The organism is Novosphingobium decolorationis, assembly GCF_018417475.1.
GTDB lineage: Bacteria > Pseudomonadota > Alphaproteobacteria > Sphingomonadales > Sphingomonadaceae > Novosphingobium > Novosphingobium decolorationis.
Map to the genome: position 1 here is coordinate 1,658,706 of NZ_CP054856.1, position 16,426 is coordinate 1,675,131.

14 protein-coding genes are annotated in these 16,426 nt (G+C 64.6%); 6 read left to right on the top strand and 8 right to left on the bottom strand.

Annotated features, from left to right (window positions below; all coding sequences use genetic code 11):
* Together HT578_RS07510 and HT578_RS07515 are read left to right on the top strand one after the other, a co-directional pair.
* The gene (locus HT578_RS07510; protein WP_213503332.1) at window positions 1-1,056 is read left to right on the top strand and encodes an amidohydrolase family protein; all 1,056 of its coding nucleotides are present in this window, start codon (window positions 1-3) and stop codon (window positions 1,054-1,056) included.
* Window positions 1,041-2,687 carry an MFS transporter gene (locus HT578_RS07515; RefSeq protein WP_239026545.1) on the top strand — a complete coding sequence of 549 codons (1,647 nt, stop codon included), beginning with the start codon at window positions 1,041-1,043 and terminating at the stop codon, window positions 2,685-2,687. The genes HT578_RS07510 and HT578_RS07515 overlap by 16 nt, the downstream gene beginning before the upstream one ends.
* A 1,151-nt stretch (window positions 2,688-3,838) precedes the next feature.
* Here the strand turns inward: HT578_RS07515 and HT578_RS07520 are convergent.
* A complete protein-coding gene (locus HT578_RS07520; protein ID WP_213503340.1) occupies window positions 3,839-5,308 on the bottom strand; it encodes a lignostilbene-alpha,beta-dioxygenase in 1,470 nt (489 codons plus the stop codon).
* A gap of 121 nt (window positions 5,309-5,429) precedes the next feature.
* Between HT578_RS07520 and HT578_RS07525 the strand changes: the two genes are divergently transcribed.
* Window positions 5,430-5,897, top strand: coding sequence for a MarR family winged helix-turn-helix transcriptional regulator (locus HT578_RS07525; RefSeq protein ID WP_213503341.1), 468 nt, complete (start codon window positions 5,430-5,432; stop codon window positions 5,895-5,897).
* A 33-nt stretch (window positions 5,898-5,930) separates the two neighbouring features.
* On the opposite strand, the gene HT578_RS07530 is transcribed toward HT578_RS07525, so the two are convergent.
* From HT578_RS07530 to HT578_RS07540, 3 genes are all read right to left on the bottom strand, one after another.
* On the bottom strand, window positions 5,931-7,637 hold the full coding sequence (locus HT578_RS07530; protein WP_213503349.1) for an acyl-CoA dehydrogenase family protein: 1,707 nt from the start codon (window positions 7,635-7,637) through the stop codon (window positions 5,931-5,933).
* Window positions 7,638-7,727: 90 nt separating this feature from the next.
* Window positions 7,728-8,993 carry an MFS transporter gene (locus tag HT578_RS07535; RefSeq protein WP_213504173.1) on the bottom strand — a complete coding sequence of 422 codons (1,266 nt, stop codon included), beginning with the start codon at window positions 8,991-8,993 and terminating at the stop codon, window positions 7,728-7,730.
* Window positions 8,994-9,170: 177 nt separating this feature from the next.
* Window positions 9,171-9,899: a nuclear transport factor 2 family protein gene (locus HT578_RS07540; RefSeq protein ID WP_239026546.1), complete on the bottom strand. Its 729-nt coding sequence runs from the start codon at window positions 9,897-9,899 to the stop codon at window positions 9,171-9,173.
* 73 nt (window positions 9,900-9,972) lie between these two features.
* Between HT578_RS07540 and HT578_RS07545 the strand changes: the two genes are divergently transcribed.
* Entirely contained in the window at window positions 9,973-10,902 is a 930-nt protein-coding gene (locus tag HT578_RS07545; protein ID WP_213503351.1) for an SDR family oxidoreductase, read from the top strand.
* A 91-nt stretch (window positions 10,903-10,993) separates the two neighbouring features.
* Here the strand turns inward: HT578_RS07545 and HT578_RS07550 are convergent, their stop codons facing one another.
* Genes HT578_RS07550 through HT578_RS07565 form a run of 4 tightly spaced genes read right to left on the bottom strand, consistent with a single transcriptional unit; the run spans window position 10,994 to window position 14,942 of the window.
* Window positions 10,994-12,430, bottom strand: a complete 1,437-nt coding sequence (locus tag HT578_RS07550; protein WP_213503353.1) for an aldehyde dehydrogenase family protein — start codon at window positions 12,428-12,430, stop codon at window positions 10,994-10,996.
* 50 nt (window positions 12,431-12,480) lie between these two features.
* Window positions 12,481-13,332: a glutathione S-transferase family protein gene (locus HT578_RS07555; protein WP_239026547.1), complete on the bottom strand. Its 852-nt coding sequence runs from the start codon at window positions 13,330-13,332 to the stop codon at window positions 12,481-12,483.
* Between the two features lie 10 nt (window positions 13,333-13,342).
* Window positions 13,343-14,161 (bottom strand): beta-etherase, encoded by an 819-nt coding sequence (locus tag HT578_RS07560; protein ID WP_213503355.1) that lies wholly within the window; start codon window positions 14,159-14,161, stop codon window positions 13,343-13,345.
* A 10-nt stretch (window positions 14,162-14,171) separates the two neighbouring features.
* Window positions 14,172-14,942 (bottom strand): glutathione S-transferase family protein, encoded by a 771-nt coding sequence (locus tag HT578_RS07565; protein WP_213503357.1) that lies wholly within the window; start codon window positions 14,940-14,942, stop codon window positions 14,172-14,174.
* 267 nt (window positions 14,943-15,209) lie between these two features.
* On the opposite strand from HT578_RS07565, the gene HT578_RS07570 reads away from it, so the two are divergent.
* On the top strand, window positions 15,210-15,890 hold the full coding sequence (locus HT578_RS07570; protein WP_213503359.1) for a glutathione S-transferase family protein: 681 nt from the start codon (window positions 15,210-15,212) through the stop codon (window positions 15,888-15,890).
* A 3-nt stretch (window positions 15,891-15,893) separates the two neighbouring features.
* The gene (locus tag HT578_RS07575; RefSeq protein WP_039391119.1) at window positions 15,894-16,331 is read left to right on the top strand and encodes an acyl-CoA thioesterase; all 438 of its coding nucleotides are present in this window, start codon (window positions 15,894-15,896) and stop codon (window positions 16,329-16,331) included.
* The last annotated feature ends 95 nt before the right edge of the window (window positions 16,332-16,426 follow it).

A 16,426-nucleotide genomic window follows, 5' to 3' on the forward strand; every position in this document is an offset into this window, starting at 1 on the left:
ATGACGGGAGAGCTCAAGACCGGCGGTGACAAGGGCTACCTTCGCATCGCCACCGAAGAGGCCTTCGCCACGCGCGAGCAGATCGACATCTACCTGCGCATGGTGAAGGACGGGACTGCGGACAAGGGCATGGTCTCGCTCTGGGGCTTCTACGCCAAGAGCCCGAGCGAGCGCGCGATGACCATCATCGAGCGCCTGCTGGACCTGGGCGAGCGGCGCCTCGCGGACATGGACGCCCACGGCATCGACAAGGCGATCCTGGCGCTGACCTCGCCCGGCGTGCAGCCGCTCCTCGACCTGGACGAGGCCAAAGGCATTGCGCTGGCCGCCAACGATTACCTCGCCGAGCGCTGCCAGGCCCACCCCGACCGCTTCATCGGCATGACCGCCGTCGCCCCGCAGGACCCGGAATGGTCCGCCGCCGAGATCCGGCGCGGCGCGAAGGAGCTGGGCTTCAAGGGCGTCCAGATCAACAGCCACACCCAGGGCGAATATCTGGACGCGGCCAAGTTCGATCCGATCTTCCGTGCGCTCGCGGATGTCGGCCAGCCGCTCTACATCCACCCCTCGACCCCGCCCGATGCGATGATCGACCCCATGCTCGAAGCGGGGCTCGACGGCGCGATCTTCGGCTTCGGGGTGGAGACGGGGATGCACCTGCTCCGCCTCATCACCAGCGGCATCTTCGACCGCTACCCGACCTTGCAGATCATGGTCGGCCACATGGGCGAGGCGCTGCCCTACTGGCTCTACCGGCTCGACTACATGCACCAGGCGGGCGTGCGCGCGAACCGCTACGAATGCATGAAGCCCCTGAACAAGACGATTGCCGAGTATTTCCGCAGCAATGTCCTGGTCACCAACTCGGGCATGGCCTGGGAGCCCGCGGTCAAGTTCGCGCAGAGCGTCATGGGCACCGAGCGCGTGATGTACGCGATGGACTATCCCTATGAAGTCGTCGCGCAGGAGGTCCACGCCATGGACGCGATGGACATGCCCTTCGACGCCAAACGCCAGTTCTTCCAGACCAACGCTGAAAAATGGTTCAACCTGTGAAGGCCGACGTGACCCCGAGTGCTCCGCCACCCACCCGCGACGACAGGATCGGCACGGCCGGCTGGCGCATCCTCACCCTGATCTGCGCGGCCCAGGCGATGAGCCTGCTCGACCGCCAGATCCTCTCGATCCTCGCCAGCGACATCCGCGCCGATCTGAACATTGGCGATGCCGAACTGGGCCTGCTCTACGGCACCGTCTTCGCGCTTTTCTACGCGCTCTTCTCGCTCCCGCTGGGGCGGCTCGCCGATGGCTGGATCCGCACGAAGCTGCTCGCGATCTGCATCGCGATCTGGTCGGTCTCGACACTGATGGCGGCCTTCGCCTCGGGCTTTGCCCTCCTTGCCCTCTCGCGCCTGGGCGTCGGGATCGGCGAGGCCGCCGCCCAGCCGACCGGCAACAGCCTCATCTTCGATGTCATCCCCAAGGGACGGCGCAGCTTCGCCATGGCCGCCGTCGCCATCGCCATCGCCTTGGGCCTTGGTGCCTCGATGATGCTGGGAGGAATCGCGGCGGACTGGTGGAACCACGCCTTTACCTCCGGCGCGCCGCTCGGCCTTTCGGGCTGGCAGTTCGCCTTCGTGGTCGCGGCCCTTCCCGGTTTCATCCTCGTGCTGCTGCTCCTGCGCGAGCCGGAACCCGAACGCGGCAAGAGCGATGGCATCGCCACGAAAAAGGACCCAGCGCCCTTCAAGGCCAGCCTCGCGCTCTTTGCCGCCGTTGCCCCCGTCACCAACTGGGCCATGCTGCACCGGCGCGGGGCTCCTGCGCGCAGCTGGATCGCCAACATCGTGGGCCTTGCCCTGATCGTGACCGCCTGCACCACGATCGCAAGGCTCGCCCAGCACTTCTCGCCGCGTCCCGCCATCGATTTCGGCGTCCTCGCCATCAACCCGCATGTCCTGCAGTGGAGCGTGGTCGGCTTCGGGGCCTTCGTGATCCTCAACCTGTTCCAGTCGCTCAAGCTCTCCGACCGCCCGGCCCACGCGGCCATCGCCTCGCCCACGCTGCTGTTGCTGATGGGCGCGGGCGCGCTGCAATACGCGATCAACTACGGGGTCATGGGCTTCACGCCGTCCTTCCTGATGCGCAGCTACGGCCTCTCCGCGCGCGAGACCGGGCTCAACTTCGGCCTCCTCTCGGCGGGCCTGGGCATGCTCGGCCCGCTGGTGGCCGGCCCGCTCGCCGACAAGGCCAACCGCTACCTTCCGGGCGCAGGCCGCATCGGCCTCACCCTCGCCTCGCTCGGCCTCTCGCCGCTCCTCGCGATCTGGGTCTACACCGCCCCCGAGGCGAGCAGCTTCTACCTGCGCTTCACGCTCTATTCGCTGGTGCTGACGATGTGGATGCCCCCACTCTACGCGATGATGTACAACCTCGTCCTGCCCCGCATGCGCGGCGTGACAAGCTCGGCCTTCGTGATGATCTCGACGCTGAGCGGCCTTGGCATCGGCCCCTACGCGGTGGGCATGATCAGCGACGCCAACGGCGGGAACCTGGGCTCGGCGATCCTCTCGGTGAACCTCGTCGCTCCCGTGATCGTGGTCTGCCTCATCCTCGCCATGATCTGGGTAAAACGCGACGAAAACAGCCTCGTCCCCCGCTGCCGCGCCGCCGGAGAGCCGGTCTGACGCACGCCCCTTCCGGCGGCTGCGAAGTGCAGGAGAAAGGGGAAATTCAAGGGGTCATCCCCCCCCCCCTTGACCCCATACCCGGCAACCACACCTCGCGCAGCCGGGTCCGCGTCAGATCCGTAAGGTAGACCATCTGGGCAGACAGAAAGCGAAAGAAAGCAGAAGAAGTGAATTCCGAGGGCCATCGCCCTCGGGCTCCCGAAACTGTCGAGCGAAGTCGTGCCCTTCCATGCCCCTCTTCTGGCAACGGCCTCGTCGAATCTGGGCCGGTGGGCGACTTTCCGGTTTGGAGCCGGGTTGCGGGGATAGCTGACGCTCACGCGGAGGCAGCTCGCGACCCTTTGCGGCCTTCAACCGCCGATTTTCCGTGCCCAGCTGCGGTCGGCCTGCTTTCTCATTCTGGATACCCGAGACAGGCCGGTAACGGACAAGCAAGTTCTGAGAGATTCTGGCAATATGCCGCCACACTGCGGGCTGCGATTACAACATTCGTGTTATTTTATTTAAGCTTATTGTGAATAAATTTTGCAATAAATAACCAAAATAATATCACTGAAAGTGATATAAGAATGTGCCAAATGCCGAAATTTTGCAAATTGCCCTCCTTAATTCATATAATTTTCGTAAATTAATCTAGATTTAGAGCGAATTTGAATAAAAATGTACACTTTTTCTAAAATGCGCAAGGCTCATCATGCGCGACCATATTTGGCGCACGGCGGAATTTCCGCCCGCCACCCATTCCGACTGCTGGCCGATCGGGTCGACAAACGTAACCTGACTGACGGTTTCCTGGCGCGGCAAATCGCCCCTCGAACGACCAACTAGGGCGCAACTGCGACGTCACGCCTCGGCCAGGACTTTACGCGAAGTCGAGGCTGGCGGGAGGACGCGACCTTCGCGCAAGAACCTGCCCTCTCCGGTTCTGGGAGCGCGAGGGCGATGGCCCTCGCATCGGCCTTTTCTTAGCCCTCGATGCCAGGAGTTTTCACTTTCCTACAGGCGCGCGCTCGTGCGAAACTGCGGGAATGCTCGCTATCGCCATCTCCTTGAAATCAGGCACCTTGGGAGGGTGACACGGGGGCCGGGGGACACCCTCTGGACTGTGTCACCTGTGTCAACCTGGGTGTCACCTGGCCCCGATGCGGCTAGGCGGCGAGGCCGATGTCCTGGGCGTCAACCCAGTTGCCGTGGAGGCCGAAGCGCAGGCGGATCGGGATGTGGACGGTCGCGACGGGGCCTTTGGCAATGTCGAGGGCATCGAAGATCAGGAGGTCGCTGGTGTGCTCTTCGAGGCGGTTGCAGACCTGGACGATCCAGCCATCGCCTTCCTCGCCCTCGGCGCTGCGGGGCACGAAGCAGGGTTCCTGCAGGCTGGAAACCGGGCCGCACCACCAGTGCTGCTCCTCGCCGGTTGCGAAGTCCTTGAGGAACAGGCAGTTCATCAGAAGACCGCCTGCGCTGCCGCCGCGCAATTCGACGGGGCGCTTCATGTCCATCTCGAGGAACCAGCCGTAGCGGGTCTGCTGGCCGGTGAAGCGGTCGTCGATGCGGGGAAATTCGCAGGCCGTCTCGCTCAGCTTCGTGACCGCCTCGAAGGCGTCCTCGTTGCTGGCCATGTCCACCGTCCAGTCGGTCGGGTAGCTCATCGCCTCCATGCCGTTGAAGGGCTCGCCGTGGATGTCGGGAAAGAAGGGGAACATGTTGTTCTTCGCCTCGCAGGTCAGGAAGTGGATCTTCGATCCCTCCTGCCAGGCGTTGAGGACGTGGCTGGCAAAGCAGTTGTCGCGGGTGAACCAGCGGATCTCGTCGCCGGAAACACCCTCGCGGCGGGGGAGGACGCCGAGGTGTACCGGCTTGGTCGTGTCGAAACCGAAGTGGGGGAGGCCCTTCTCGAGCCGCTCCCAGCTGCCGATCGAAGGCACGATGTGGATGACGAGGTAGTCCTCGGTGATCGCGAAGTCGTGCATCATGCAGTAGTAGGGGACCTTGAACCAGACCTCGCGGATCAGTTCTCCTTGCGGGTTGACCTCGTAGTAGGCGACATCGTCGGTGCACAGCCCCGAGGCGGCGTAGCCGATGGCGACCATGTTGCCGGTAAGGGGATCGATCTTGGGGTGGGCGGTGAAGGTCTGGCCCCTCATCGTGCCGCCGAAGGTCTCGAAGCCGGTGGTTTCCATCGTCACCGGGTCCATCAGGAGAGCCGGGCTATCCTCCTTCATCGCCCAGAGCTTGCCCGCGTAGATCCACGCGTTGGTGTTGGCGGTGGAGCGGTACTCGCCCTTGACGGACGGGTCGTCGGTGAGGGGATTGCGGTAGGCCCCGAAGAGAGCCTTACCCGCTTCGTGTTCCCGGTTCCACTTGTCGGTCCTGGCCCAGCGCTGGCGAAAATCACACTGGCCGTCGTGGATGTGGAAGCGGGTGATCATGCCATCGCCGTTGAAGGCGATGTCATCGCCCAGCCGCGGCGGGAACTGCGGATCGGGCTGGACGCGGTAGAATGCGCCGCTCAGGGCTTCGGGAATCGCGCCTTCGTGGGCAAGGTCGGCGATGTCGGCCTCGATGCGCGACGGCGTGTTGAACCCGGTGAAACTCGGGCTGTCGGGGAAGTGGGACATATCCTCTCCTGGATCAGCGAATCTCGTGCGTGGATTCGCCCTTGCGATATTGTATGCCTCACTCACAAATTTATCCAAGTCGCCGCTTGACGCAATGCAGAAATGATCGCAACTAGGGCCTATGAACGCCCCCCTCCCTTTGACCGAAGTGCCCACTGCGACGAGCATCGATCATGTGCTCGACCTACATCTTCGCCTGGCGCAGGGCGCGGTACAACGGCGGTTTTCCGACATTTTCAGCGACCTGGGGATCACCCAGACCCAGCTTACCACGATGATCCTGATCCAGGAGAACGCAGGCACCTCGCAGAGCGATATCGGCCGCACGCTGCAGATGGACCGCGCCACGGTGATGGGCATCATCAACCGCCTCGAAGGGCGTGGACTTATCCAACGCGGCCAGTCGCCGACCGACAAGCGCCGCCAGACGCTCGCCATCACCGAGGCGGGCACGGCGATGCTCTCGATTGCGCGTGAGCGCAGCACCGAGCTTGGCAACTGGCTCAAGGAGCGCTTTTCCGATGCCGAGTTCCACATGCTCGCCGCCCTCCTGAAACGCATTCACGAGGTCGACATCAAGGCCTTCTGAGGCGCGCGGCCTGTCCCGCGCGCCTGCCGCACCTCAATCTTCGACGAACGCCGCGAAACCTTCAAGGCGACGTTCGCCCAGCGTTGCCAGTCGGCCCAGCGCCTCTGTGCGGGCCGGGAGTTCGGCCAGGTAGAAGCGCGCTGCGGCCTTGAGGCGTGCACCTGCCGGATCCTCGCCAGCGTCGCGTACCAGACGCCCCGCGATCCAGCCGCCGACACAGGCACCGCACAGGTCGAGGAAGGCCAGCGCCCCGGCATCGCCATCGCGCCCCGAACCTTCCATCTGCGCCATCTGCGCCGCGACGGCCTCAAGCGTGTCGAGGCTTGCGCCCAGTTGCGCGGCCGCTTCCGTATCGCCCAAATCGCCCTCACCCCGCGCGATCGCAAGGAAGTGGCCCAGCCCCTCCCCCTTCTCGCGCCAGAGACGGCGGTGGACCATGTCGATGGCCTGGATGCCGCTGGTGCCTTCGAAGACGGCAAACACGCGCGCATCGCGCAAGGTCTGCTCGACCGGCCATTCGCGGGTGTAGCCCGCCCCGCCGAAGACCTGCACCGCCTCGCTCGCGCAATCGAAGGCGAGCCTGGCCGACATGTCCTTGGCAATCGGCAGCAGGAACTGGGCAAGCGAAGCCCAGCGCGCCTTTTCGGCGGGATCCTCGGCCCGTTCGCTCAGTTGCAGGATGTTGCCGCAGGCGAGCGACACACCGCGCGCCGCCTCGATGCGCCCGGCCATGCCCAGCAGCATGCGCTGAACATCGGCATGCTCACGGATGAGAACGGGCTTGTCGGTCGGCGCCCCGCCCTGCCGGCGCTCTCCGGCATAGCGCAGCGCGCGGTCGAAGGCGTTGGCGGCGACACCGATGCCCTGCGGACCACACGAGAGGCGCATGCGCAGCATCATGTGGAACAGCGTCTGCAAACCGCGCCCCTCCGGACCGATCAGAGTGCCTTGCGCATCCTCGTAGCCCATCACGCAAGTCGGCGAGCCGTGCAGACCCAGCTTTTCCTCGATCCGTCGCACGAAGGCGCCGTTGCGCGTGCCATCCTCGATGCTGTCAGGCACGAGAAAGAGGCTGAGACCCCGCACGCCAGGCTGCTCGTTCGAACGCGCGAGCATGCAGTGGCCGATGCGCTGGGTCAGGTCATGGTCGCCAAAGGAGATCCAGCACTTTTCGCCGGTGATCCGCCATCCGCCCGCGCCATCGGAGACCGCCCGGATCCGAATGCGCCCGACGTCGGAGCCCGCATCGGGCTCGGAAATGCAGATCGTCGCGCCCCATTCGCCGCTGACGAGCCGCGGCACCCACTCGCCCGCGATTTCCGCCGGTGCGCTGGCCACCAGCATCTCGGCCGCGGTGCGCCCGGGAGTTCCCAGCATCGAAAAGGCGGGGGAGGCCCGGTTGAACAGTTCCTCGCACGCGTTCTGCAGGACGAGTGGCAGCGCCATGCCGCCCAACTCCTCCGGCAAAGGAAGGCCGATCCAGCCACCTTGCGCGAACTGCTCCCAAGCCTCCTTGTGGCCGGGCACCGTCTTCACACGCCCATCGACGATCTTGGCGCCGACCTCGTCCATCACGCGGTCCACCGGCGCGATCACGCCTTCGGCCAGCTTGGCAGCCTCCAGGAGGATCTGCTGCCATGTCTCCTGGTCGACCTCGATTCCCGTGGCGGCCAGCTCCTCCAGGAACGGCGCAATCTCCAGGTGACGGGCAAGGGCATCGCAATGCGGCTGGTAATCCAAGTTCGCTCTCCAAACGTATCGTTCTCTTGGAATCGAGATAGCTATGTTTGATTGCTATTTCGAGAGCAAAAGTAGAGACGCCCTCTCCACTCAGTCGCGCGGCTGGAAGCGCAGCGCCAGAAGCGCGAAGGCCGCTGTGAGCGAGCCCAGAGCGATGGTGGTCGCAACCAGGGCGAGCGAGAGCCCCCACTCGAACAGCGCACCGGCGAGGATCGGCGAAAGCGCCGCCCCGCCGCGTCCGATACCGATGGCAAAGCCGGTGCCGGTCGCGCGCACATGGGTCGGGAAGACCCGCGCAAAAAGCGTGTAGAGACCCGAGACCGCGCTATTGGTGAAGAGCCCCGAAGCGAAGGCCAGCGCGGAAAGGCCGACGAGCGTGTTCGCCCCCGCCGCACCGAACAGCGCGACCATGATCGAAGCGCCGAACAGCATGGTGACGGTCGCCCCCTTCAGCGGCAGGCGCTGCACGGCAAAGCCGAAGATCGCCCCTCCCAGCACGCCGCCCATGTTGGCCCAGACGAGCACGCTGGCGGCCTCAGGCGGCGGGAAGCCGAGATCGACCACGATCTTGGGCGTCCACTTCAGGATGAAGTAGAAGCTGACGATGTGCGCGAAGTAGGCGAAGGTCACGAGAAGCGTCGTTGCCATCAGACCCGGGCGCAGGATGTCGGCGATGGAGGCCTTCTCCTCCTCTTCGCGCACCGGCGGGAGAACCGAGACCGCACCGTGCCCGAAGCGAGCGAGCAGGGCGTTAATCCGCGCCAGCGTATCGGGGTTTCGGTGCACGAGCGTATAATGGACGCTCTCGGGCACGAAGATCCAGACCAGCGGGATGAAGATGGCGGTGAGGAGCGCACCGAACCAGAAGATCGCGCGCCAGTCGAAAAGGACGAGAAGCTCGGCTGAAATGAGGCCACCGATGACCGCGCCCAGCGGGTAGCCGATGACCATGATGCCCATGGCGAGCGTGCGCCGTCGCGTACTGGCGAACTCGGCCGTGACCGCGTTGATCGAGGCCAGCATGCCGCCGATGCCGAGCCCCGTGAGGACACGCCAGATCGAAAGTACGGTCACGCTGGCGGTCTGCGTCACCATCGCCATGCCCAGCGCCATGACAACCAGGCACCCCAGGATCGTGCGGCGCCGACCGATCCGGTCGGCGACGCCGCCCAGCACCACCGAGCCCACGGCCATGCCGATGAGCTCCATCGAGAGCACCGCACCCAGCGCCACCCGGTCGATCCCCCACTCGGTCGCGATGCCCGGCGAGGCGAAGCTGATCGACAGCACATCGAACCCGTCGAGCGCGTTGAGACCAACCATGATGGCCACGGCAATGATCTGCCCCCGCGACATGGGGGCGTCGGAAATGATATCGCGCGGATCGCGCAGGCTGGCATCGACCGAGTTCACGGCGCCGTCTCTCCCAAGGCTTGCGGAAGAACGGGCCGCCTCTTACGGCTCCGTTCCGCCTCTCATTGTTTCGTTAGCATACAATAAGAGGCGGAACCAACGCGAAAATCGCGCGAGGGATCAGGAGGCCTGCTGCCCCGCCAGAACGGCGCCGAAACGCGGGTGCGCGAAGTGCATAGGCACGTCACGACGGAACGGCCAGGTCGGGCGATGCTCGCTTTCAGGAAGCAGGCGGTCGGGGCCCAGCGGGTCTTCCGGGAAAGTCTTGGCGGCGGGCTGAAGGTGCGAGGTGGTGTGCGCCCAGCCGTCCTCGTAGTTGGACTGCCACTGCATCATGTAGTCGAGGCGCTTGATCTTCCACACGCCGTTCTCGCGCACGTAGTCGTTCTCGTAGATGCCCGCTTCCATGAACTGCTGGGGCATGATCTCCTCGCGCGTGTCCTGGAAATCGTCGTGCCAGCCGCCGAACAGCATGCCGCGGAAGCGGCCCTTCGCGGTCTGGCGATCGGGCGCGACGGTGATGATGTCCTGCATCTGGAAGTGATCCAGGAGCAGACCGTCCACCGGGCCCGGACGCCCGCCCGTGAAGCGCCCCGCGATCCAGTCGCCGTAAAGACGCTTCACACCGGCATGACCGACATATTCTCCCGAAAGGAAGACGACGACGCCATCCTCGGAAAAGAGCTGCGCCACTTCCTCGGGCTGGTTGAAGTCGATGTAGTAGCCGTAGGCCCAGTGCAGGCGGCGGATGGCGTTGATGTCCTCCAGTTCGCCCACACGGTGTTCCAGCGCATCGAGGCGCGCGGTCGCGGCCTTGTCGAGCACGTCGGTCATGCGAATCTCTCCCATTGCACGATCTTGTTCGTTATAGTTTGCTACACCAACAATATTTGAAATCAAGGCGAGAGGAGAACTTCGCACCATGGGAGAGACGACAAAACGCCACGAAGGGCGGGTAGCCTTCATCACCGGCGGCGTATCGGGCCTCGGCTTCGGGATTGCGCGCGCCCTGTCGAACGCGGGCTTTCGGCTTGCTCTCAGCTACCGCAACGAAGATTACCGCGCGCAGGCGGAAGATTGGTTTCGCGAGGAAAAGCGGGAAATCCCCTTGTTCGTGAAGCTCGATGTCACCGACCGTGCCCGCTTTGCCGAAGTGGCCGAGGAAATCGAGGCTGCCTTCGGCCGGCTTCACGTGCTGGTCAACAACGCAGGCGTCTCGGTGTTCGGGCCGACCGACACCGCCACCCACGCCGATTACGACTGGATCATGGGGGTGAATTTCGGAGGTGTTGCAAATGGTCTTGTCGCCCTCCTTCCGCTCCTGAAGCGCACTGGCAAGGGCGGTCACGTCGTCAATGTCGCCTCGATGGCGGCGTACCTGTCGGGTCCGCAGGCGGGCATCTACACCGCGAGCAAGTTCGCCGTGCGCGGCCTGACCGAGAGCCTGCGCTACAACCTCGCGCCCGAAGGTATCGGGGTCTCGCTGCTGTGCCCGGGGCTTACCCGCACCAACGCGTGGGACAGTGCGTTTCGCCGCCCGGACGCCTTTGCGCACAGCGGGTTCGAGGACATCGATCCCGAGGCCCTGACCGAATTCGGCAAGGCCTTTGATCTTGGCATGGACCCGCTTGAAGTGGGCGAGAAGACCTTGAAGGGCATCGAGGAGAACCGCGGGCTGATCTTCTCGCACCCCGAGTACGCGGAAGACTTCGAGGAGATCTACCGGACTTCGCTCGCCGCGCTTCCCGACGAGGAGGCCCCGCCCGAGCGCCTCGAGATCGAACGGCTGCGCCGCGAGGCCAACCGCGCCTCGGCCGCAGGACAGGCGATCTCGCTCGCGGACCTCACCTGAGCAGGCCCGAAGGGCCCACGAAAAATCCCCCGGATGCGCGAGGCATCCGGGGGCGAAGTCACCTTCGGGAGGTGTCGAAGATCAGAAAGGATCAGGCGTTCTCGGGCACGTAGGTGCCGATCACCGCCTTGACCTCGAGGAATTCCTCAAGCCCGAACTTGCCAAATTCACGGCCATTGCCCGACTGCTTGTAGCCGCCGAACGGCATGTCCATGACCAGGCCGCCTGCGTTGACGAAGACCGCGCCAGCGCGCAGTTTGCCGACCAGCTTGCTCGCCTTGGCCGGATCGCCCGCGATGTAGGCACCAAGGCCGTAGGGCGTGTCGTTGGCGATGCGCACCGCATCGTCCTCGTCCGTGTAGGGCATGATCACCAGAACCGGGCCGAAGATCTCTTCCTGCGCGATGGCCATGTCGGGCGTCACGTTGGAGAACACCGTGGGCTTCACGTAGAAGCCATGCTCGAAGCCCTTCGGGCGGCCGGTCCCCCCGGTGACAAGCGTCGCGCCTTCGTCGATGCCCTTCTGGATCAGGCCCTGGATCTTCTCCCACTGGGCCTTGTTGACGACCGGGCCGATGTGCGGGCCTTCGCTCATGGGATCGCCCACGGGCTTTTCGGCAAACATCTTGCCCACTTCCGCTGCAGCCTCGTCATGCTGCGAGACATGGACAAGCATGCGGGTCGGGGCCACGCAGGACTGGCCCGAGTTCAGAAGTACACCGCCCACGCCGTCGGGCAGCGCCTTGTCGAGCGGCGTGCCTTCCAGGATGATGTTGGGCGACTTGCCGCCCAGTTCCTGCGCCACGCGCTTGACCGTGTCGGCCGCGTTCTTGGCGACCATGATGCCCGCCCGGGTGGAGCCGGTGAAGCTGATCATGTCGATACCCGGATGCGCGGCAAGAGCGGTGCCCACGCCCGGACCATCGCCCTGAACGAGGTTGAAGACACCGGCAGGAACGCCTGCGGCTTCCAGCACCTCCGCGAAGATCGCGGCCGAGCTCGGCGCTTCCTCGGATGGCTTGAGGATCATCGTGCAGCCAGCCGCAAGGCACGGGCCCACCTTGGCGACGATCTGGTTCATCGGCCAGTTCCACGGGGTGATGAGGCCGACCACGCCGATGGGCTCACGCACCACGACGTTGTCGCCCACCTGCTCGGAGAACTCGAACTTCTCAAGCGCGGCAAGGGCCTGGGCAAGGTGCCCCAGGCCCGAGCCCGCTTGTGCGGTCGAGGCGGTGGAGATCGGGCAGCCCATTTCCACGGCAATGGCTTCGGCAATGTCGGGGATACGGGCCTTGTAAGCCTCGATCACCTTGCCCAGCAGTTCCATGCGCTCCTCGCGCGTGGTCTGGCTGAAGGTTTCAAAAGCCGCGCGCGCGGCGCTGACCGCCGCATCGACATCCGCGCTGGTGCCCAGCACGATCTCGCTCGCCGGGCCTTCGGTCGCCGGGTTGATGACGGTGTGCTTCACGCCCCCGGTGCTGTCGACCCACTTTCCATCGATGTAGTTCTGGAGATAGCTCTTCATTGTCGGCTTCCTGCTCTCACAAATAGGTGTTCGGTGTCGGGCCAGTGCGCTCAGGCGGGCACTGTGTCCGAACGGACAGTAATGCCCGGGATCAGCCCGAGCTCGGCATCGCTGGCGCCCTGCCCCCACTTGTCACGCGGCGGCATGGGCCTCGCGCGCCACGGCGGATCGAGGGTAAAGCTGGAGACGCTGCGCCCTTCGGGCAGACGTCCGTTTCCACCGCCCTGGGTGTAGTCGTAGTAGAGCGTCATCAGCTCGCGGTGGCCGTGGCGCGCCTGCACCACGGGCTCGGCCAATGTCGCCTCGCGCCACAAAAGCACCCGCGTCAGGTTCTGCGGCACCTCGTAGTCCTCGTAGTATTCGAGGAACCACAGCCGCTTGAACATCGGCGCAAAGGCCACTTCGGCCCAGCCGAAACGGTCGAACAGGTAGACCCCATCCGGGCTGTAGTGCCGCAGGAAATCGTCGAGCCGGGCGTACTGCGCGTCGACCTCGGCCTTCAATTCCTCGCGCCTGGCCTTGTCCCGGTTCAGGATCATGCGATAGCCCGCTCCGGTGTAGGCGCCATCAGTTGCGCACAGCATCGCCTCGAGAGCGTGCTCGTAGGGATCCTGGCGCGCGACCGGCACTTCGGGGAAGCGGTCCTCGATGTAGCGCATGATGACCATACTCTCCTTCAAGGTCTCCCCGTTCTCCAACTCCAGCGCGGGAAGCGAAGTCGTCCCCCGCGTCTTCTTCAGGAGCCAGTCCGGGCGCGGCTTGGAGATGTCGATCTCGTGGTCGACGAGGACATCGCCCAGCCCTTTGAGGTCGAGCAGCAGCTCCACCCGTTCGGAAAACGGGCAGCCCGGGATCTGGTACATGCGCAAAGCGCCGCCTTCGGGTTCATCGTCCCATGCCATGTGCGCCCCCTCAGTTCGCCGTAGCCGGCTCGGCCGAGCCCTGGTTGACCGGCGCCGGCTCGATGCCGAGGCCGGTGCGGTCGAAGGGCTCGGGATCGCCCTCGCGCAGCTTCAGGCCGAACAGCGTGTGCATGCCCGGATGACGCCCCAGCCCGCCGTAAAGGTCGAAGCCGCGGTCGAGCCAGTCGCGCAAGGGGTCATCCTCGGTGAGCGGCGGCGTGGTGCACACAGAGCCGGTCCACAGGAAGATGGCGAGCGCAGTGTAGTCCGCGTAGTTGGGTGTCGCACCGCCCAGCCAGGGCGTATCGCGCAGCAGCTGGCGCAGCGGCTCCAGCAACGGCGGCACGTGCGGAAGCCGATCCTCGCGGCCCGCCTGCACATCCTCCAGCTTCTGCCCGCCCAGGAACATCGTCTCGCGCGATTCGCGCACGTAGGCATGGTCCTGCGGCAACGACAGATCATGGTAGTCGAGGATGTAGCAGCGGAACCACGGTGCGATGATCGTCTTCCAGAGCCAGGCATCGAGGAACTTGGTGAGCACCTTCATGGAAGGGCCCTCGAACAGCATCGGGCGATCAGGATAGGTCTCGTCGAGGTATTCAGCGATCTTCCAGCTGTCGAGCACCCACTTGCCATCGTCGACGATCACCGGCGCACGTTCGGAACGCCCCCCCGTGCGCTCGGCAATGCCGGTAAAGCCGCCCGGCACGATATCCATGTCGAAGCCCTTGTGCGCCAGCGCATACTTGGTGCGCCACACGAAGGGGCTGATCGTGCAGCCCGAGGCAAGCTGCAGATCGTAAAGCGTTATGCGGTTGTCCTTGGCCATGGCGCGCTCCTCAGGCCTGTGCCTGCTCTTCGCTCTTGGCGAAGGGCTTGCGCGCGGCGAACTCGCTCTTGGACTTGGCGAACATCTCGATGCAGGCGGGACGCGCGTTGATGCGTTCGATCCAGGCGACAAGGTTGGGCGTAGCGGCCGTATTGACGATGTCATCAAAGCCCTTCTCCATGCCGTTGGCGATGGCGAAGTTGCAGATGTCGGCAAGCGTATAGTCCTCGCCCGCCAGCCAGGTGCTTTCGGAAAGGCGCTTTTCGAGACGGTCGATGGACACGCGGATCTTGCGCATTTCCTCGTTCAGAACCTCCTTGGGGAAGCCGGCGCGGGCGCTGCGCCACTTGGCCTGCTGCTCAGGGATCGGGATGCGCTTGACCTTTTCCTCGAACTCCTCGTCCGAGAGCGCGCGGGCCATCGGACCGATGCCGCGCTCCCAGCCGATGGTGGAGACGCACCAGCAGAAGTATTCGTCCACCCACTTGGTCCACACGCGCATCTCGGCGATCTGCACAGGGTCGGTGGGACGCAGCCGGGGCGCATCGGGGAAGGCGTCTTCGAGGTATTCGCAAATCACCGTCGATTCGGTGATGACGTTGCCATCGTGATCGAGCGCGGGAACCTGGCCGCGCGGGTTGATCTTCTTGAACCATTCCTCGTGATGCTCGAACTTGGTCGGATCGACGAAGCGCGGCGTAAATTCGAGGCCTTTCTCGTAAAGGGCCAGCAGGGGCTTAAGCGAATTGGCTCCGGGGCCAAAGCTGTACAGCGTCAACATCGCGTGGGCGTATCCTCTCCATTTGTGTCCTTGCGGATCTCTCGAATGGCAGAGTGCGTCGCCGCGCGGCCGGGGGGAAGCCCAGCAGCGATACTATTACAATAGCCAACTGGTTGCAGCCGCAGATCGGTGCGCAGGGCCTAACTGTCACTTCCAATACTACTGTTTGCACTCTTCTTGCCCGCGAGCATCGCCTCTGCTTTCGTTCGTGCCACGAATGGCGCACCCTGAAGGCGAATCACGCACACGGCGCCATGGGAGAGAGACGTGCTGGAACTGTGGACTTCGGAAACACCGAATGGTTGGAAAACCACCATCATGCTCGAGGAGCTGGACGCGAACTACACATTGCGTCCAATCTCGCTGACCAACCGCGAGCAGAAGGAAGACTGGTACCTCGCCCGCAATCCCAACGGGCGCATCCCCACGCTGATCGACCATGAGGTCGATGCCGCGAACGGTGGTTTCGCGGTGTTCGAATCGGGTGCGATCCTGATCTACCTTGCCGAAAAGTTCGGCCGCTTCCTGCCGACCGACACGATGGGCCGCAGCCGCGCGATCCAGTGGGTGATGTGGCAAATGTCGGGCCTGGGACCAATGATGGGACAGGCCACCGTCTTCAACCGCTACTTCGAGCCCAGGCTGCCCGAGGTCATCGACCGCTACACGCGCGAGAGCCGCCGCCTCTTTGAGGTGATGGACACGCACCTCGCCGACAACGAATTCCTCGCGGGCGACTATTCGATCGCCGACATCGCCTGCTTCCCGTGGGTGCGCGGGCATGACTGGGCCTGCATCGACATGGAGGGGCTGCCCCACCTGCAGCGCTGGTTCGAGACCATCGGTGAGCGCCCGGCCGTCCAGCGCGGCCTGCTCCTGCCTGAACCGCCCAAGGCGGACGAGATGGCCGAAAAGACGACCCGCCAGGGCAAGAACATCCTGGCCTGAACGATGAGCACACCTACCCCCCCCTTCCTCAGCCGCGAGTACCGCATCGAGTGGGGCCAGTGCGATCCGGCCGGCATCGTCTTTGCCCCGCGCTACATGGACATGTTCGCCGAGAGTTCGGTGCTGCTGTTCGAAGCGGCAGGCCTTCCCAAAAAGCGCGATATGCTGCGCGAGATGGGCGTTGCCGGTTTCCCGCTGGTGGACCTGTCGGCCCGCTTCCTGAAGCCTGCCAGCTACGGCGACGTGGTCACCATCGAGGCCGATGCCCCCGTCTTCGGCAACTCCAGTTTCACCATCGCGCACCGCATCCGCCTTGGCGATGCGCTCTGCGTCGAAGGAACCGAGAAGCGCGTCTGGACGATCCGTGAGAAGGACGGCAGCGGCCCGCTCAAGGCCGCACGCGTGCCCGACGACGTGCGCGCGCGCTTCGCGTCCGGGTAGACCGCCGGCAAGCCCGAGGGCCGCACCAAGGCGCCTGCACAGGACACGACAACAAGATCCGGCAGGCGCCCCATCCAGCATGGAGGAGAGGACAA